Raw genomic sequence first — 17,502 nt, 5'->3', positions numbered from 1 at the left:
ATGAGTTAACCAACCACCTGGGGAACGTATTAGTCGTTATTAACGACAAGAAAATACCGGAGTTTAATATCCTTGACACACCAGGCAGTGGTCTAAAAGCGTTTAATGCAGATGTTCTTACCTATTCTGATTATTACCCGTTTGGTATGATCATCGATGCCAGACATCGCTCAAAAACTGATTATCGTTATGGTTTCCAGGGACAGGAAATGGATAATGAAATTAAAGGGGAAGGAAATCCGTTGAATTATACCTTTAGGATGCATGACCCGAGAGTGGGCAGGTTTTTTGCGGTTGATCCGTTGACTAAAAAGTATCCTTTCTATAGTCCATATGCTTTTAGTGGTAATAGAGTGTTAGATGCCGTAGAATTAGAAGGACTTGAGCCTGAAGAAATTGTAGATAAATCAGGTAAAATCACAAAACCAATTATTGGGTTATTAACAGGAGCTTTTCTATTTGACAAAACTAGAATTCAAAATACTAATTGGGTATCAGCCAGTAATCCTAATTTAACTACAGCTCAAAAGATTCATTATGTTTTTACAACTGGTAAACCACAAGCCACAAGTTTTTATAATTCGGTAATATATGCTGATTCCGAAAAACCTAAAGGCCAAAAGTATTGGATTGGACTTGTTGCGCATGAGCAAAGCCATCAAGATGATGCCCGTAAGCAAGGAAATAATTCATTTTATTTCACATATGTAGGAGATGGCATTAATTATTCATACAGAAGTATACCAACTGAAGAAATGGCTTTTAGAATTGAAGAAAAATATGTGCCATTACTTTTAAAGTATAAAAATGGTACGGTAATGGACATTCTGAATTCTAAAGACAATTTTACAGAAAATCAAAAAGCTATGTCACTAGAAAAGATTGGTGCAGAGTTCAGGATGAATGTAATCCTCGAAGGTGAAATTCAAAACAATAGAAAAGAAATAAAATATTATAAAAATACTGTCACTAAAATGAGAACCGAAGCTAGAAGAAGAGGAGAAAATGAAAATAGCACAAAAGTCCTTTTATTTGAAGCTTTTACTAGAGATTTAGAAAAGGAGAATAAAAATTTAAAAAATGAGCAGAATGAAATCAAAAAAACTTATAGTCTTTAATCTTTTCTTATTATTTTTCATACTATCGTGCGAAAATAATTTTAATTATCAAAAAGTAAAAATTGATAGTAAAAATAAAACGATAGAAATTCTCAGCAGTGATTTTGTTTTTGATTCAATTACAATCGAAAATCACAAAAAAACATTTTATAATGCCAAATTAGTTGATAAATCTCAAGGGACTAATTTGTTACTTATTAATGATTTTTCTAAAAAGGGTTATAGAATTTCTAAATCTGATTTTGATGATATGTGTAATCAGAAATATGAAAATAATTTAACAAATTTTGATATCTATATTAGGCATAAAGATTATAAAAGTGAAAGCATTTTTGAAGACAGAGATAAAATACAAAGGTTTAATATTGCTTATTTACCATGTGATAGCCAAATAATTATTATAGATGCAATCAGAAGGCATTAAGGGAACTTGGGTCGATGGAACTAATTTAAGTGTTTTTCAGAAAGTCTTTAAAGAAACTAAAGATTTGAATAAAGCTATATTTTCAACACCTACTGGTAAATGGGCCGAGAGAGCTGGCTTTACAAACGCTAATGTCACGAGAGGTTATGTTGGAGAAAATGGCTATGAAGGAATAGAAATCTTGTTTACAAAATCAAATTAAAATAATGATATTTTTAAGTTATAAAAAAAAATATTCTTTTTTTGAGGAAAATTCTGAAATTACAAATATTATTTTAGAAGTTTTAGGCATAAAAGAATTAAGTCAAAAAAATCTCAGCATAGGAGATGTCAAGAATATATTGATAAAACTTAAGTTGAATATAAATAAAAAAATAGAGGTTGAATCTGAATTTAAAAGATACATTGATATAATGTTTGATGAGAAAAAAATTGTTCTTAATGCTGCAAATAAAAGTCATAAAGAAGCTTTTTTTTTAATTCATATTTACAACTTACTGAATCAATTTGTTAATGATGATGATGGTGACGATATTGAATTAGGATTAATTGACGATATTAACTGTTTTGAATAATGTAGGAATGAAAGCAGAAAAAGATTAATAGTTATTAATTAATTTTAATTATAAATTTAATTGACTATCGGGAACTTTATACCAACCCTAGTCTTAATTTATAAATAGATAAATATAGAAAAAAGTAAAGCCCTCGAATGAGGGCTTTTAATTTTCATTTTCACAAGGACATTCTTCTACATAATCTGGTTCATAAAAATTCATCAACTTTGAAACTGCATCAAAAGTTTGGTCGTAATCAAATTTTATAATCTTTTTGAAAAGTTCACTTGCAATATTCCCATTATTATCAGACTTAGTGTGAATTATTTCATCTCGTAATTCTTTTAGCTTTATTATATGGGCATTGGTTGGAGTTGGATGTTGGAAAAAGTTTTTGTTGCCCTTCAATTGTGGTAATACTTTCTTTAACTTATCCATAAAAGGGATTCCAACTTGAATTTGCTTCTTATCATATATTTCTGTTTTATTGGTTCTCTTTTCTATATAAATTGCAGAATCAGGAATTAAATGGTTTATAAAACATTCAATTGAAGTAAATAGATTGATTATACATGATGTTGAATACCCATAGTAGTTGTAAACTTCCCGACTACTTACTTCTGTAAAATTTGTTATGTCCGTTAATCTATCGAACATCTGTTTTTGATAGATTTTTCTACCATTATTAAGAGTGTGTGCAAAATCAAAATATACTAAGGTGAAATCAGGTAAAGGCATTGGAATATGTTTACCATTATGATTGTAAATGAAAGCAAATATGTTTGACCCATCTGTAGTTTGTATGGTTAAGTTCTTTGACAGCTTGCTTTCTTTTTTAAATGTATCTTCTTTAAGTTCTGTAATATCTATTATCTCCATCCCTTCAAAATTTTGGTTTTGCATTTGTTTTTGATATAGATATTTTTTCTTTATATGCTTCATCTTATGCTATTTTGAGATTAATTGATATTTTATGAATGAGAATAATAGAAAATCATTTGAAAAACGTATAATACAAAATAAGAAAAATAATCGTAAAATTGTGAAATAATACTATTTTTATCAAGATTACGTTATTTATCCTACTAATAGAACGTTATGAAATTTGATTTTCCAAATACTGATTCTATCATTCCTTTAAGGGAAATGGCTGTCTACGAAGCATTATGGCACAAATTCATGATGATGAATTATTTTAAAACTATCAAATCAAAGACTAATGAAAATTATAGCAGTAAATATTTCAAAAACTATACATAATATTGAACCACAAGAGGCTACTAAAAGAGCTTGGAAATTAAATATAAAAAGAGCTAATAATTATCGTTTTGTTATTGGTGTAAATAAAGGGGAAATACATCACTTTGAACTATTAAACGTTTTCAAAGATAAAACACATGAAGACAGAGTAGCATTCGATTTAAAAGAATGTTCCAATAAAACTAAAGCCGATATTGATAAATATATTGAGAATGTTAATCTCAAATATATTACTACAAAATACATAAAATAACATAATAGATGACCATAGCTGAAGCAATTATTAAAGCAGGTAACAATAAATCACTTGTAAACACCAAAAGAAAAATTAACCATATTTGCTATAAAGTGATTGATGTTACAGCAACTAAAACATCTGAAAATGATTATGATGTATATGTCGCATTAACTCCAATAATAAAAGACGAAACAATTGATTTGTCTTTAAGTATTGATGAATTCCTTAAGTATCCTTTGTGTTAGATTATTAATGATAAGCAATTATTGGTTGAATTACAATTTCATCAATATTAAATCTGTACATTTCAATCTTATCATCATATATAAATGAATCTCTTTTGTAATCTGTATTATTGAAAAGATGTACTGGCCCATAAATGTTTATCCATAATGAACCTTTATTGGCTATTTCTGCTCTTTCTTGCAAAGCTTTTATCTTTTGCTTAAATTCATCTATTATTTGTTGAGCTTCATCACAAAAGGGAATTAACTTTTGATTTATATTTCTAAAATTTTCATCTAACGATTCTTTCATGTTTTTTACATAAAAAATAAGTAAATATAGAAAAAAGTAAAGCCCTAATTCTAGGGCTTCTTTCTTTATTTTTCATCTTCTAAAATTGATTTGTCAATCTTAAAAACAAATAAATCTCCAATGTCTTTAAAAGGGGTATCAGTTTTTTTTAGAATATTCAATTCAAAGGATTGTGATGAAATAGAATTTTCATAAAATGCTCGTTGAAATATAATTCTCATATTTACAACTCCATTTATTTCTTGATTAGTTTTAATTCTGTTTTTTACATTTTCAAGTTCAGAAGTTTTAAATTCTTCTATTTTTCCTTTTTCAAAAATTAATCCTTCATTGAGAATTGATTTAAGTATTGCACTTCTTAATTTATCGGCCTCATTTTTATTAATTAGATGGCTTATAAAAGTGAACTTAAAATGTAATAAGGGGTCATCTTGATAAAAATATATTTCATTATAAAAATATTTCAACTGACTTTCTAGTATTCTCTTTGAGGTTTTAATTATCATAAGTCTAAGTTTTTCTTTGAGCTTAGTAAAGATATTGGATAATGATTTCATAATTGCATTTTACTTATAAAGTAAATATGTTTTGAAATAATGTAAATAGTAATATATTTGAGTTTAATCCGATAATTATGAAATATAATGTATTTTACAAGACTTTATTAGGGAATGCGCATAATATATTAGATATTGATAGAGAGGCCTTGAATGTAATTACTGATGCTTATTTACAAGGAAAAAACGTTTTTACCATTAGTGGAAAAAGTTACAACTGGGTGGGATTCACCTATATCAAGATATTTACAAACTCAAAAGAGTTAAAAAGTAATGATATTTTACTTCGTGCTAATCAAAAACGACAATTATTTAAAAACCTATCCAAAGAACATTTAGTTTATGAATCTTTTCTTTCAACAATTGGTGATGAAGTAACAGCTATGCATATTGGACATAAAGCATTTGGTGAAGATAAGGGAAAAGAGAAAATTGTTAGACCTATTACTGAACTTTACATTGATGAATCAAGAATAAATTCTTTAAATGAAATTAAAAATGAAAGTGAATTTGATTTATCTAAACTGATACGTTTATGTGAAGAATTGAATTTTAATTATTCCAATGAGAATTATTACAGTGTTGCAATGTTGGGTAGGGCAATAATTGACCATATACCACCTATATTCGGAGATAAAAGTTTCAATAGCACTTATGATAACAATCCTGATATTAGTAGAAGTGTGAAAAAGAATTTCAAACATTTAGGTGAATCTATGCGGAGTATAGGTGATGGAATATTACATTCACATATTCGAAGAAGTGAAAGTTTACCGACTCGTAATCAAATAAATTTCAGTCAGGATTTAGATGTTTTACTGGGTGAAATAGTTAGCTATTTAAAATCTAAATAATTGTTATAAATCTGTATAATCATCACTATTCTCTATAATAATTCTTTATTCCATATTGAAGCAGGATAAGCCTTCTTGTGTTCTTCTTTCGGATATAGTTTCTTAACTTTCCATTTTGATAAGATATTTATTAGGAAAAAGTTATGAGTAAATCTGAAAAATATTTTAATATAGGACTACTGCTCTTAGTTTTAAGTTGTATTATCCCAATCGCATTGTTTTTCCTATCAGTTAAGAATTTGTATATATTATTTTCTATAATAATTATAGGTGGCTTAATTAGCTGCTATTTTCTTGGTTATGGATATGCTAACAGATAAAGAGAGGAATACAAGCACTAATAAATTGACTAATAAACCCAGCAATAATTAGTATAAATGCTATGTTAGAATACCTCTTACTTCTATTGTATTCATTAGAGGGCATATCCTCGACATAACCTTGATTATATTTTGGGGGCATACCATGGTAAAATAACATCCCAACACCAATAATATTGAGTACCAAACCAAAGATATTAATTAATTGCATGAACATTTTATTTCTATTTATTTGGATTCTTTCTTTGTGATAATTTTGTTTTTAAATTGTGGGCTTTGAATTCAATTTCATACAAGCTCTCTATAGTATGTTCAATAATATCAATAGCGAGTTTTAATTCATGTTTATTAGGGGCAGATAATTCATGCAAAGCATCATTACCTATGAATCGTAGACTGTGCAATATTTCCGCATTTCCAGTAGTAAGGAATCCTTTTTCTGCTAATCCTTCAATTTTCTTCTGTAGATTTTCAACAAACTTTGTGTTACCATTCTTTAGAATGACATTTGAACCTTTTATATCTTTATCTATACAAATACCTTCTAATATTGCTCTTAATCCCCCGCTACATAGTATCAATTGACTATTGTTATATGCCTCAATTGTTTCTTTATAGATGGTGCGTATATTATTAGGTGTATGTGAATATCTATTAATAGTTAAATGATGTTCACTTCTATTGGGGTATAGCTGTACTAATGGCTTTACCTCATATCCTGATTCGCATTCATGTCTCATTGCAATATTTTCATGGAGTTTCCTAAAACTAATTGTATCGCAACCTTTACATTTAATAATTTGATAAAAATTATATTCTTGCCAACCGTCTTCTTCTTGGATGTGTTCAATTTGCTCGAAAAGTACTTTTTGATTAGTATTAGTTTTACACTTTGCACAAAAACTTTGCATATTAACAATTTAGTATTACTAAAATAGTTAAAAAAAATGCATTACCTGGATTTTTTATTTTTTTCTTGTGACCTTTAAAAAGGTTACGTATCTTTAACGTATAAAATATAAAACAATATTTCTAATGACAATAGCAAAAGATAAAACTAGAAGAGAAGTACACCTAACTAAAGAAATAATTGACATTCTTCAAAAACAAGCTGATGAAGAAGGAAGAAGCCTTAAAAACCTGATGGAAATAATTCTTATCAAATACGCAAAACAATTATAATAGTAGAATATAAACAACAATAATTAATTATACGCTATGACAATAAAACAATTCTTTCAACAATTCCCAAACGAAGAAGCCTGCAAAAAACACTTTAAAACCTATAGAGACAAAGCAGGTGTCATATGTAAAAAGTGTCAATCAAATGAACACTATTGGCTATCAACAATTGATTATTACAAATGCAAAAGCTGCGGATTTCGCACTTCTCTTAAAAGCGGAACCGTAATGGAAAATAGCAAGCTTCCATATCAACATTGGTATATGGCTTTCATGCTTGTGAGCAGTACAAAGAAATCATTTTCAACTCTCGAAATACAAAGACAAATAGAACATAAATTTTATGAACCAATCTGGGCTATGATGCATAAAATCCGTAAAGTGATGGGGCAAAGAGATGCTGAATATAAATTGGAAAATGAAATCGAAATGGATGAAGCATTTTTTATTACAACAGCTCCAATCGAAAAAGATGAAAATGGTAAGAGATTACCAAAAAAGAAAATGAAACCAGGTAAAGGGAGTCCTCGTACTTCAACTGTATTGGTTATGACTGAATCAATACCTAATTTCAATCAGATAGATAAGAACAAGTCAAACAGAGCTGTAAGATACATTAAAATGATTCATGTTGAAGACAACAAAGCGCAAACAATTATTCCAGAAGTAAAGAAAAATATTGATTGTACCAATGCTGTCATTACAACAGATGGAGCTAATCATTATAGCAAATTAAGAGAAATAGTAAAAGACCATCATTACGTTAAGATGACTTATATGCCTGCTCATAAAGTACTTCCATGGGTTCATAAAACCATCTCTAACGCTAAAAGAAACTTCTTAGGTGTTCATCATTCAGTTGGTAGAAATTATACTCAGAATTACTTAAATGAGTTTTGCTTTAAGTTCAATCGCAGGAATAATGATTTGGATTTATTTGACAGGGTTCTAAATGTGGCTGTTAATTATCAATGATACATTAATTGCAAGGAGAAGGTATATTTTGTTCATACTTCACTCTCATTAAATTATGATATTCATCACAGACAAAGATTTTTTTGGTTTTAATCTTTCCACACCAATCAAATGTCATAATTACAGCTTCAGCGGTCTTATTACTCATATCCCATGAATAAGTTTCTTGTCGTAGCAATAACCCATTAATAGAGTATTCCTTTTCTTTACTCAAAAGACCATTATAGAATTCCTTTTCATATTTAACCTTTCTGCTTGCAGGGTCAATCATAAAGTATTCTGTTTCATATAATTTCTTCCCAAATTGGAATCTATAGGTTGTTGATGGATATTCAGTTTCAGTACTAAATACAGCATCACCGCTATATAGTTCATTTCCTAAATAATATGTCCCACCCTCATTGCGTAAGCTACTATATTCTATTTTTCGCTCACAGGAAAACAGCGTAATAAGAATTAATGCAAATACTACTTTTTTCATTTTCGTTTAGCTATTAAAGAGTTAGTAATTCTGATGACCTTTACCTTGACATTGAGGACAAACTCTACGTGTCCTTTCGCCTGTATATGGATTAGCTGCGGTGGCTTCTTCAATTCCAGTTCCGTTACAAAGAGAACAGGGTGCATTCTCATATATTCTTCCATCTGAACCAGTTGAATATCCTGATTCATTCTGAACATTATTTGAAGAACTATAATCGTATTCGGAATAACTTGATTCTGAAGAAGTATTACTTCCATCATCAAGCATTTTATGATAGCATGGCATGCAGAAGTAAGCTTTGCCATTTGGTTGTATTCTGTTGTTTGTATCTGTTAAATCAATCCCGCACAACACACAGTTGATTTTTTCGGTTTCAGTTACAGGGGTGACAGATTTTTTCTTTCCAGAATGACTTAAAGTAATTCCAATGAATGCAAATGCAACGAATGCTAAAAAGAAAATAAATCCAGATGCATTATTGTTTTGTTGAGGAGTATTTTCCATTGAATTTGAGTTTTATATATGGCGAATATACAAAACAGATTAATATGACTGGAAATATACGTTACTATTTTTATGACTACATAAGACTAATTTTCCTTTTTCAAATGATAGACCATGAGGAAAAAGGAAATACCCCAATCAGTGAAAGATGTTGGCGCGAATATTAAAGCTATTATAAAAGAGAAGAATTTAAAGGTACGACATGTAGCCCATGATGCGGATTTGGATATTGAGGCTTTAAGAAGGTATATGGCAGGAAAGCAGATAATGGGAATTGATAAGCTTGTATCAATTGCTAAAGCACTAGGAGTAGAAATAGAAATATTGTTTAAAAAAACATAATTGAAAGATGACAAAAACTGAACGCGACGAATTAGTTGAAAAAGCCACACCTTACATAGGTAAAACTTTTTCTATATTAGAAAGGATTGATTACAAAACAATTCAAAAAAGGGTTAATAATTATCTTTTTGTTGAGATAGAAGCAACTCTATCCCTAATAGAGGATGGTAAAGGTTATAAGGCTATTGGAATCGTAGAAAATACTACAACAAACCGAAGAAAAAAAATTTCATTAAAGGTGATTATTGATTCTTTTTCAAAAAATGATTAATGTAATAATCTTTATCAATTTCTCGATGTAAGATTACATCAACAACAATGCACCTGATGATATAGATTTTTGTTTCAAAATCTATATCATCCTGTAAAGTAGAAATTAAATCATTTATAAAAGTATTTTCTTCATCATTAGTTGTAAAAATATTTTGTTCATATTTTTCAAATAAATTAGAATAAAATTCTCCTCTCTCATCAGAAAGAATTTGTTTTTTTGTATCATCATCACTCATAAAGTTTTTTAAGATAACTTACTATATATAAGAAATAAGTAAAGCTTATCCACCTTTCAATTGATAAATCTTTTCTTCTTATAACAACATTCATTAAAATAAATATTTGATAACCCGGAAAGATTATTTTATATTTGTAGTACAAATGAAAAGGCTTAGCACATAAGCTAACCCTTTTTCTATTTTGGTACAAAGTTCCCGATAGTCAATTAAATTTAATAGAAAATCCAACTCCGAAAAGTTGCGATGATAAATAAAAAACGCACCTGTAAGCGTGTGTGTTTTATTTCATAAAAGCTTATAGTTTTTTCTAAAGGACTTATTGCATATAAAAAATATGTAAATTTGGTAGGTGACAAACGTTATGAGTTAACCAACCACCTGGGTAATGTATTAGTCGTTATTAACGACAAGAAAATACCGGAGTTTAACACCCTCGATACACCAGGCAGTGGTTTAAAAGCGTTTAATGCAGATGTTCTTACTTATTTAAACAGGAAAAATCAATTAGTTTAAATAGCAGCATAGACTTTCCAAAACCCATAAATACAGATTTTAATCCAAGTCCATATTAAAGACATAAAAACGTAAAGAATTTTATCTATTTAAAAAAATCTTCACACCCAGGTATATAAACATAAAAAACGCTGTAAAACTTTCGTCTTACAGCGTTTTGTCTTTTAGTGGAGAAGATGGGGCTCGAACCCACGACCTCTTGACTGCCAGTCAAGCACTCTAGCCAACTGAGCTACATCCCCGCTTATTAACGGGTACAAATATAGCTTTTTCAATCATTCTACAAATAGATTCTGCTAAAAATTGTATTTTTAAGGCAAAATATTTTACGAATGACTACTGACAGAATAAACGGTTCCTTATATACCCGAATTGACAACAAAATTGCCTTTGTAGAATTTGGCCATCCGGCCAGTAATTCTTTCCCCGGTGAATTATTACAACGCTTAACGGACGAATTGCATAAGCTGAGTAGCAATCCGAATGTTTCAGTGATTGTTTTAAAGAGTGAAGGCGACGGTGCTTTTTGTGCCGGAGCATCTTTTGACGAATTATTAGCGGTTTCGAATCTGGAAGAAGGCGCAAAATTCTTTTCCGGATTTGCCAATGTGATCAATGCGATGCGCAAATGTTCCAAACTGATTGTGGGAAGGATCCACGGAAAAGCTGTTGGCGGCGGCGTTGGCCTGGCTGCAGCCTGCGACTATGCCCTTGCAACCGAACAAAGTGCCATCAAACTATCGGAATTGGCTATCGGCATCGGACCGTTTGTGATTGAACCGGCAGTTTCACGAAAAATTGGCAAAGCGGCTTTAGCCGAAATGACCCTGGCCGCACATGAATGGAAAAATGCTTATTGGGCGCAGGAAAAGGGTCTATATGCCAAAGTATTGGAAAATGTACCGGAACTCGATAAAGAACTGGAACTTTTCACGTCCAAACTGGCCAGCTACAATCCGGAGGCTTTAGCCGAAATGAAAAATGTATTATGGGAAGGAACCGAAAACTGGGACAGCCTGCTGTATGAAAGAGCCGGTATTTCCGGAAAACTGGTACTATCCGATTTTACCGTAAAGGCATTAAATCAGTTTAAAAAGAAATAAACCATGAAAAATATACTCCTGTTTCAGCACGCTACTATTGAAGAGAAAATAAAAAATGCTCCCGATAACAACTATGAGATCGGAGTCTTTATCGGTTCCTTACTGCCTTTTGTCGTGCTGGTTATCATAGCCTATTTGATGTACCACAGGGCCCGGAAACGAAACAGGGAATAACAAAAAAGCTGTTCATTAGAACAGCTTTTGTTTTTTTATCGGGTTTTTAACCAGCCGGTAATACTCAGCCGGGGTTGTTTGACCGGTTTTACTTCGTGTTCCAGCAGCTGACTTTCAAAAATGACCATTCTTCCTTTAACGGGATAAATATTTTCGGTGACTTCCAGCCCATTATTATCTTTATAAATAGCCAGTTCACCACCATAATCGGGCTGCCAGTTTTGCTCGTTCAGGTAACACACCATCGACAGCTTCCTCCTGCTGTCGTTCTGGAACGTATCCAGATGCCTTTTATAAAAAGTCCCTTCCGGATACAGGGCATAATGAAACTCCTGATTCTGAATCCCCATAAAACAGGTTCTGTTCAGGTATTGTACGAAATCGTTTATTTTATTGAAAAATGCTTTTTCTGCTGCATTGCTTTCTTCTTCATTCAGCCAGAGAATAAAATCGCCGCGAACGGCATCTATAATTTTTTCATTGCTGAGGTTTCCGATAGCGGATTTTTTAAAGTTGTCTTCTTCATATTTCTGCAACAAACTTTCCCGAAGAGCAATTACTTCATTATCAGAAAAAAAATCATCAGCGATGCTGTATTGCTGCTGCAGCAAATCGTCTATGATCTGCTCGTATATTGGATTCAATTGAAAATCACTCATACTTATTTATAATGGATGTGTAAAGATATGACAAAACGGAAATCCGATCGCTTTATTTTATTTACTAAATTTGCAGTCTAATTTCTACAGAATGAGTAACATCAGAATCACCAAACAATTCACTTTTGAAACCGGACATGCCCTATACGGATATGACGGAAAATGTAAAAACGTTCACGGTCACAGTTATAAATTATCGGTAACAGTAATCGGAAGGCCTATTACAGACAATACAAATGTGAAATACGGTATGGTTATCGATTTCGGTGACTTGAAGAAAATTGTAAAAGAAGAAATTGTTGATGTTTTTGACCATGCCACGGTTTTCAACCAGAACACGCCGCATCTAGAGCTGGCGAATGAGCTGAAAAACCGCGGTCATCATGTTATATTGGTAGAATACCAGCCAACAAGTGAAAACATGGTTACCGATTTTGCCGCAAAAATTAAAAACCGCTTACCACACGGAATCCACTTGCATTCTTTAAAATTACAGGAAACGGAAACCTCCTTTGCTGAATGGTACCAATCCGATAATCTGTAATATTGATGATGATGAACATTCCGCATAACAAGAAAATATATTTTGCATCCGACCAGCATTTTGGCGCTCCAACCCCGGAAAAGAGTTTTCCGCGGGAGCAAAAGTTTGTGGCCTGGCTGGATCTGATTAAAAAAGATGCGGAAGTACTGTTCCTTCTGGGAGATTTATTCGATTTCTGGTTTGAATACAAAACCGTTGTTCCAAAAGGTTTTATCCGGGTTTTAGGCAAACTGGCGGAACTGAGAGACAGCGGCATCCACATTTATTTCTTTGTGGGTAATCACGATTTATGGATGTATGATTATTTTGAAAAAGAATTGAATATCCCGGTATATCACACACCACAGGAGTTTGTTTTTAACGACAAGTTGTTCCTGATTGGCCATGGCGACGGACTTGGTCCCGGCGACAAAGGCTATAAAAGAATGAAAAAGGTGTTTACCAATCCTTTTTCGAAATGGTTGTTCCGATGGCTTCACCCGGATTTAGGGGTTCGGCTGGCACAATACCTTTCGGTAAAAAACAAGCTGATTTCCGGTGCTGAAGACGTAAAATATTTAGGAGAAGAAAATGAGTGGCTTGTACAATACTCCAAACAAAAGCTGAAGTCCAAACAGTATGATTTCTTTGTTTTCGGGCACAGACATCTTCCTCTCGAAATTACACTTTCCGAAAAAGCTACTTATATCAATCTTGGCGACTGGATAAGTTATTTCACCTATGGTGTTTTTGACGGTACGGCTTTTGAGTTAAAAAAACATACCGATCAATGATGTGGTTTCGGCTTTAAGACCTTTCCGTGCCAGTACTGCATTAAAAGAATACAGCCAACTACAGACGACGCAATACCTTCAAAAAGTAATCCGATACAATATTCATTTACTTTCGGCCTGCCTCCGGTAAATATAAAGCCATCGGAAAGTCTGCTCAGATACGGTTCACCTCCTCTTATATGAATATAAACAATAAGTGCCACAACGCTTATTAAAATCCCGATAACGCAGGTTTTAAAGCTCGACAGTATATTATTCAGATATTCGGCATTCCCGTCTCTAAAGTTCTCTTTTATCGTCCTGTTGGCACCATAAAGAACAATTACCGCGTTGAATAACCGCAAATACAATTTATCCGTCAGGCCCAGCAGTTCCATTACAAGGAAATACAAGGCAATACCGATAAAAATAACCATCCCGTTTTTAAATTCTCTTGACTTGAACATAATCTTACATTTTAACAGTTAAACAAGATTTTATGTTTCTGACGAGAAGTTTTAAGAAACTTACTATCAGGCATTTAATCAAATTTACAAAAAAATAAGGTTCCGAAAGTTAATTGAGCGGAATAATCGTTAAAGTCAAAAAAACACCTGTTATGGTTTATTGCTGGTTTGCAAAATAGGCAGAAGCGGTCTGTTTATCCAGAGCCAGCTGTTCTTTGAGCGCATCCAGAGATGGAAACTTCTGTTCTTCCCTGATTTTTTCATGAATGGCAATTCGTAGTTTTTTACCGTAAAGATCTCCGTCGAAATCCAGGAAGTTAACCTCAATGGTCAGGTTTTCACCATCAACTGTAGGTCTTATCCCGATATTCATCATACCGTTAACCGGCACACCATCGATTTCTGAAGATACGATATAAACCCCTCTTTTCGGGATAAGCTTGTACTCTTCTGCAATCTGCATATTGGCGGTTGGAAAGCCTATTGTTCGTCCCAACTGGTTTCCTTTTACTACGGTTCCGGTAAAGAAGTAATCATAACCCAAATAGGAATTTGCCAGGGCTACATTGCCTTCATCCAGGGCATTTCTGATTTTGGTAGAGCTAATCGAAACATCATCGATTTCCTGTGCCGAGATTTGCTCTACTTCAAAACCGTATTCCTGACCGAAACGGATTAAGTCCTCTATAGTTGCCGTTCTGTTTCTTCCGAAACGGTGATCGTATCCGATTATAATTTTGCCGATATTGAATTTATCTACCAGGATATTTTTTACAAATTCTTCGGCTGTCAGTCGGGAAAAGGTCTGATCAAACGGGTGAATAATCAGGTTATCGATTCCGAATTCTTTCAGAAGATAGGATTTTTCGTCTATAGTATTCAATAGTTTTATATCCGAATCCTGCTGCAGGACCATTCTCGGATGCGGAAAGAAAGTAAGCAACAGACTTTCTGCATGCAGCGTCTTACTGCTTGTGATTACTTTTTCCAATATACTTCTGTGTCCCAAATGTACACCATCAAAGGTTCCTAAAGTAACAACTGTTTTCGATTCCGAATGAAATTCCTGTATTGATGAAAATATTTTCAATTGGCAAATTTTGATTCGCAAATTTAAGCTATCCTATTTATATAAAAAAAGAGGATTGTAATAAAACAATCCTCTTTGTACTATAAAGATACGGTTAATTTAGTTTTTAACGAATTTGATCGTTTTAGTGTTACCGTCTTTGTTTATTTTGATAAAGTAAACACCATTACTCAAGTCGGCTGTATTAACGCTTAAATCAGCAGTAGTAACTTTATTTTTAGCTACAATTGTCTGACCTAAACTATTATAAACAACATAACTTTCCGGAAGGTCTAAACCTTGCGGGATCATAATGTTTAAAATGTCTTTAGTAGGGTTTGGATAAACTGTTATCGCTCCTAACGCGTTAAATTCAGTTGTTCCTAATGCGTTTATTCTGAATGCTTTTGATTCTGAATCTCCAAATTGTCCTCCGGAAACAATTACAGTTCCTGTTGGTGTTTTGATATCATAGAATCCGCTTCCGTAATCACAGCAGATTCCGTCTCCTTCTGCATCTAAAATTGTGAATGTATAACAATCGTTACTTGCCAATGTCCAGTTTTGCGTTAACAAAGCCGGCATGCTCGGACTGGTATTTGAATAACCACTTCCCTGATACAGGATCGTTCCGGCACTGTTTTTAAGGTTCCAGGTTGTTTCTGCACCATAACGATCACGTTGCAATCTGAATACTACCTGATTGGTTTCAAAGTTTGCTGGTAATGAAGCAGCAATAGTACCGGAAGCGGTATTATTTGTCGCTCTTTGATCTGCTACACCGTTAGCCGTTGTAACTGCTACATTGAACGTTCCGCTTGCTGTAGCCGCAACCGGTAAGCTGATTACCGCATAAGCATTAGATGCTAATGATCCGGTCCATGTATATGGTGTGTTTGCACCACCGTTAACATTGTAGTTTAATCCTACAGACGTAAGCGTACTGGTACCTCTGTTATAAACAATTACTTTTTTCACTGCCTGACCACCTGCTCCGCATGCTGCTCCTAAAACAGCTGTACAATCCGTATCGATTTTAATTTCGGCATCATTTGCAAAAAGCGCAATCGGCTGGTCTTTGGTGGATGTTTTCAATTCAACTCTTCTAAGCGCATTGTTCATTACAGTTGCAATTCTTGTTTTCTGATTAGCTGTAAAGATATTCATACAGGTATCATCTGTATAATCCATATAGTTCTGGATCATATCTAATCCCGGGCTTGAAGGACAAGAATCTGTTCCTGTAGGGCATTCATAGTTTTCCTCTGAAGCCGCCGGAGTATCCGGACAGTAATCGTTAAAGCTATCTGCGATATTTACCGTACAGCTGGAGTTATCACCCCAGATATGACGTAATCCTAACCAGTGTCCCACTTCGTGTGTCATGGTTCTTCCTTTATCATAAGGAGCAGCTAACATAAATGTTCCGTCTGTATAATCCGAGCTTCCGAAAGTAGAGAAATTCGAAACAACACCGTCTGTATTCGCCGGACCTTCATCAGGAGATAATCCTCCTAAAGTGGAGTTGGATGGAAATTGAGCATATCCTAAAAGCGTATCATCTGTAAAATTAACAGACCACATGTTCAGGTATTGTGTCGGATTCCAGATCGTATTTGGTTTTACATAATTATCAATCTCGGTTGTTGACCAGGAAGACTGACATAAATTCACACGATCAATACCGTTAGTAGGGTTTCCGTTCGGATCCTGTTTTGCCAAAGCAAACTGGATCATCGTATCTGCTCCAACAGGATTCGTGTTGAATCCAGGAGTTCCCGCTAATCTTCTGTAGTCATTGTTCAATACCGTGATTTGCGACATTACCTGTGCATCTGTAATATTCGGAGCAGCACCTAAAGCCTGACCGTTATGAATTACGTGTACTACTACAGGAATAGTGATTACCCCGCCTGCTTCCGATTTATTATTTTTAGCCTGCTCCACTAATGGTGCCAACCATGCCTCAAACTGGGCAGTAGTTGCTCTTTTTGGGTTTTGAGCACGCAGGTATTCTTCATATTCAGTTGTAGCACATCTGATATGTCCTGTTTTAGGGTTTACCGAAGAAGCATGTACTGCTTTTCCAAAAACCATCGCTCCTTTTTGGTTGGGTGTTTTTTGGGCAAACGTAGCCATTGGAGTTAGTCCCGTCAATGCCGCTACACCCAGTAACCCCAATAAAGTATTTTTCTTCATAATCACTTGGTTAAAAAATTAGTAACCTACAAATCTATTGAATATTTTATTTTTTCATACAAAAACCACAACTTTTTTCAAAAAATACACATTTTAAGCCATTATTGTTTTAAAAATACAGCAATAATTTATTTAAAAACAAAAGGGGATTACCAAAT

General features: G+C 33.0%; 26 protein-coding genes and 1 tRNA gene. 15 read left to right on the top strand and 12 right to left on the bottom strand.

Annotation, left to right across the window (positions count from 1 at the left end; all coding sequences use genetic code 11):
* From B3394_RS14930 to B3394_RS14915, 4 genes are all read left to right on the top strand, one after another.
* Nucleotides 1-1,118: RHS repeat domain-containing protein (locus B3394_RS14930; protein ID WP_286926223.1), on the top strand; the 1,118-nt coding region annotated here is incomplete at its 5' end.
* Entirely contained in the window at nt 1,090-1,542 is a 453-nt protein-coding gene (locus B3394_RS14925) for a hypothetical protein (protein WP_286926221.1), read from the top strand. The genes B3394_RS14930 and B3394_RS14925, both read left to right, overlap by 29 nt.
* The gene (locus B3394_RS14920; protein ID WP_286926219.1) at nt 1,523-1,744 is read left to right on the top strand and encodes a hypothetical protein; all 222 of its coding nucleotides are present in this window, start codon (nt 1,523-1,525) and stop codon (nt 1,742-1,744) included. The genes B3394_RS14925 and B3394_RS14920 overlap by 20 nt, the downstream gene beginning before the upstream one ends.
* Nucleotides 1,745-1,748: 4 nt before the next feature.
* The gene (locus tag B3394_RS14915) at nt 1,749-2,117 is read left to right on the top strand and encodes a hypothetical protein (RefSeq protein ID WP_286926217.1); all 369 of its coding nucleotides are present in this window, start codon (nt 1,749-1,751) and stop codon (nt 2,115-2,117) included.
* A 147-nt stretch (nt 2,118-2,264) separates the two neighbouring features.
* On the opposite strand, the gene B3394_RS14910 is transcribed toward B3394_RS14915, so the two are convergent.
* On the bottom strand, nt 2,265-3,041 hold the full coding sequence (locus B3394_RS14910; protein ID WP_286926215.1) for a hypothetical protein: 777 nt from the start codon (nt 3,039-3,041) through the stop codon (nt 2,265-2,267).
* A 277-nt stretch (nt 3,042-3,318) separates the two neighbouring features.
* Between B3394_RS14910 and B3394_RS14905 the strand changes: the two genes are divergently transcribed.
* Nucleotides 3,319-3,612 carry a hypothetical protein gene (locus B3394_RS14905; RefSeq protein ID WP_286926213.1) on the top strand — a complete coding sequence of 98 codons (294 nt, stop codon included), beginning with the start codon at nt 3,319-3,321 and terminating at the stop codon, nt 3,610-3,612.
* Between the two features lie 8 nt (nt 3,613-3,620).
* The gene (locus B3394_RS14900) at nt 3,621-3,842 is read left to right on the top strand and encodes a hypothetical protein (RefSeq protein WP_286926211.1); all 222 of its coding nucleotides are present in this window, start codon (nt 3,621-3,623) and stop codon (nt 3,840-3,842) included.
* Between the two features lie 4 nt (nt 3,843-3,846).
* Here B3394_RS14900 and B3394_RS14895 read toward each other — a convergent pair whose 3' ends face one another.
* Nucleotides 3,847-4,134, bottom strand: a complete 288-nt coding sequence (locus B3394_RS14895) for a hypothetical protein (protein WP_286926209.1) — start codon at nt 4,132-4,134, stop codon at nt 3,847-3,849.
* A gap of 65 nt (nt 4,135-4,199) precedes the next feature.
* A complete protein-coding gene (locus B3394_RS14890) occupies nt 4,200-4,691 on the bottom strand; it encodes a hypothetical protein (protein ID WP_286926207.1) in 492 nt (163 codons plus the stop codon).
* Between the two features lie 77 nt (nt 4,692-4,768).
* Here B3394_RS14890 and B3394_RS14885 point away from each other — a divergent pair, with 77 nt between their 5' ends.
* A complete protein-coding gene (locus tag B3394_RS14885) occupies nt 4,769-5,545 on the top strand; it encodes a hypothetical protein (RefSeq protein ID WP_286926205.1) in 777 nt (258 codons plus the stop codon).
* Between the two features lie 544 nt (nt 5,546-6,089).
* Here B3394_RS14885 and B3394_RS14880 read toward each other — a convergent pair.
* Nucleotides 6,090-6,776 carry a DUF4145 domain-containing protein gene (locus B3394_RS14880; protein WP_286926203.1) on the bottom strand — a complete coding sequence of 229 codons (687 nt, stop codon included), beginning with the start codon at nt 6,774-6,776 and terminating at the stop codon, nt 6,090-6,092.
* A 124-nt stretch (nt 6,777-6,900) separates the two neighbouring features.
* Here B3394_RS14880 and B3394_RS14875 point away from each other — a divergent pair, with 124 nt between their 5' ends.
* Both B3394_RS14875 and B3394_RS14870 read left to right on the top strand, forming a co-directional pair.
* On the top strand, nt 6,901-7,047 hold the full coding sequence (locus B3394_RS14875; RefSeq protein ID WP_286926201.1) for a hypothetical protein: 147 nt from the start codon (nt 6,901-6,903) through the stop codon (nt 7,045-7,047).
* Between the two features lie 36 nt (nt 7,048-7,083).
* Nucleotides 7,084-8,022 carry an IS1595 family transposase gene (locus B3394_RS14870; RefSeq protein WP_286926199.1) on the top strand — a complete coding sequence of 313 codons (939 nt, stop codon included), beginning with the start codon at nt 7,084-7,086 and terminating at the stop codon, nt 8,020-8,022.
* Nucleotides 8,023-8,026: 4 nt separating this feature from the next.
* Here the strand turns inward: B3394_RS14870 and B3394_RS14865 are convergent, their stop codons facing one another.
* Both B3394_RS14865 and B3394_RS14860 read right to left on the bottom strand, forming a co-directional pair.
* Complete coding sequence (locus tag B3394_RS14865; protein WP_286926197.1) at nt 8,027-8,503, bottom strand: hypothetical protein; 477 nt, start codon at nt 8,501-8,503, stop codon at nt 8,027-8,029.
* A gap of 21 nt (nt 8,504-8,524) precedes the next feature.
* Nucleotides 8,525-9,010, bottom strand: coding sequence for a hypothetical protein (locus tag B3394_RS14860; RefSeq protein ID WP_286926195.1), 486 nt, complete (start codon nt 9,008-9,010; stop codon nt 8,525-8,527).
* A 114-nt stretch (nt 9,011-9,124) separates the two neighbouring features.
* Here B3394_RS14860 and B3394_RS14855 point away from each other — a divergent pair, with 114 nt between their 5' ends.
* Nucleotides 9,125-9,352, top strand: a complete 228-nt coding sequence (locus B3394_RS14855; protein WP_286926194.1) for a helix-turn-helix domain-containing protein — start codon at nt 9,125-9,127, stop codon at nt 9,350-9,352.
* A 7-nt stretch (nt 9,353-9,359) separates the two neighbouring features.
* Nucleotides 9,360-9,623 carry a hypothetical protein gene (locus tag B3394_RS14850; protein WP_286926192.1) on the top strand — a complete coding sequence of 88 codons (264 nt, stop codon included), beginning with the start codon at nt 9,360-9,362 and terminating at the stop codon, nt 9,621-9,623.
* Here B3394_RS14850 and B3394_RS14845 read toward each other — a convergent pair.
* Together B3394_RS14845 and B3394_RS14840 are read right to left on the bottom strand one after the other, a co-directional pair.
* A complete protein-coding gene (locus tag B3394_RS14845; RefSeq protein WP_286926191.1) occupies nt 9,595-9,861 on the bottom strand; it encodes a hypothetical protein in 267 nt (88 codons plus the stop codon). The two genes, B3394_RS14850 and B3394_RS14845, sit on opposite strands and share 29 nt — an antisense overlap.
* Nucleotides 9,862-10,545: 684 nt before the next feature.
* A tRNA-Ala gene (locus B3394_RS14840) sits at nt 10,546-10,619 on the bottom strand.
* A gap of 90 nt (nt 10,620-10,709) precedes the next feature.
* On the opposite strand from B3394_RS14840, the gene B3394_RS14835 reads away from it, so the two are divergent.
* Together B3394_RS14835 and B3394_RS14830 are read left to right on the top strand one after the other, a co-directional pair.
* Nucleotides 10,710-11,480: an enoyl-CoA hydratase/isomerase family protein gene (locus tag B3394_RS14835; RefSeq protein ID WP_286926190.1), complete on the top strand. Its 771-nt coding sequence runs from the start codon at nt 10,710-10,712 to the stop codon at nt 11,478-11,480.
* A 3-nt stretch (nt 11,481-11,483) separates the two neighbouring features.
* Nucleotides 11,484-11,654 (top strand): hypothetical protein, encoded by a 171-nt coding sequence (locus B3394_RS14830; protein ID WP_177731351.1) that lies wholly within the window; start codon nt 11,484-11,486, stop codon nt 11,652-11,654.
* 35 nt (nt 11,655-11,689) lie between these two features.
* Here the strand turns inward: B3394_RS14830 and B3394_RS14825 are convergent, their stop codons facing one another.
* Nucleotides 11,690-12,313, bottom strand: a complete 624-nt coding sequence (locus B3394_RS14825; RefSeq protein WP_286926149.1) for a 2OG-Fe(II) oxygenase — start codon at nt 12,311-12,313, stop codon at nt 11,690-11,692.
* A gap of 91 nt (nt 12,314-12,404) precedes the next feature.
* Between B3394_RS14825 and B3394_RS14820 the strand changes: the two genes are divergently transcribed.
* Nucleotides 12,405-12,857: a 6-pyruvoyl trahydropterin synthase family protein gene (locus tag B3394_RS14820; protein WP_177731347.1), complete on the top strand. Its 453-nt coding sequence runs from the start codon at nt 12,405-12,407 to the stop codon at nt 12,855-12,857.
* Between the two features lie 11 nt (nt 12,858-12,868).
* On the top strand, nt 12,869-13,630 hold the full coding sequence (locus tag B3394_RS14815; protein WP_286926225.1) for a UDP-2,3-diacylglucosamine diphosphatase: 762 nt from the start codon (nt 12,869-12,871) through the stop codon (nt 13,628-13,630).
* Here the strand turns inward: B3394_RS14815 and B3394_RS14810 are convergent.
* The 3 genes from B3394_RS14810 to B3394_RS14800 all read right to left on the bottom strand — a co-directional run bounded on the left by B3394_RS14810 (nt 13,624) and on the right by B3394_RS14800 (nt 17,344).
* A complete protein-coding gene (locus tag B3394_RS14810; RefSeq protein WP_177731345.1) occupies nt 13,624-14,076 on the bottom strand; it encodes a hypothetical protein in 453 nt (150 codons plus the stop codon). The two genes, B3394_RS14815 and B3394_RS14810, sit on opposite strands and share 7 nt — an antisense overlap.
* Nucleotides 14,077-14,233: 157 nt before the next feature.
* Nucleotides 14,234-15,166 carry a bifunctional riboflavin kinase/FAD synthetase gene (locus tag B3394_RS14805; protein ID WP_286926148.1) on the bottom strand — a complete coding sequence of 311 codons (933 nt, stop codon included), beginning with the start codon at nt 15,164-15,166 and terminating at the stop codon, nt 14,234-14,236.
* A gap of 99 nt (nt 15,167-15,265) precedes the next feature.
* The gene (locus B3394_RS14800; protein WP_177731341.1) at nt 15,266-17,344 is read right to left on the bottom strand and encodes a T9SS type A sorting domain-containing protein; all 2,079 of its coding nucleotides are present in this window, start codon (nt 17,342-17,344) and stop codon (nt 15,266-15,268) included.
* Between the last annotated feature and the right edge of the window lie 158 nt (nt 17,345-17,502).

Source organism: Flavobacterium sp. UBA4197 (assembly GCF_002379575.1).
In the GTDB taxonomy this organism is placed as follows: Bacteria; Bacteroidota; Bacteroidia; order Flavobacteriales; family Flavobacteriaceae; genus Flavobacterium; species Flavobacterium inviolabile.
Note: the sequence above shows the minus strand (reverse complement) of the source record. Positions and strands in the feature narration are given on the sequence as shown.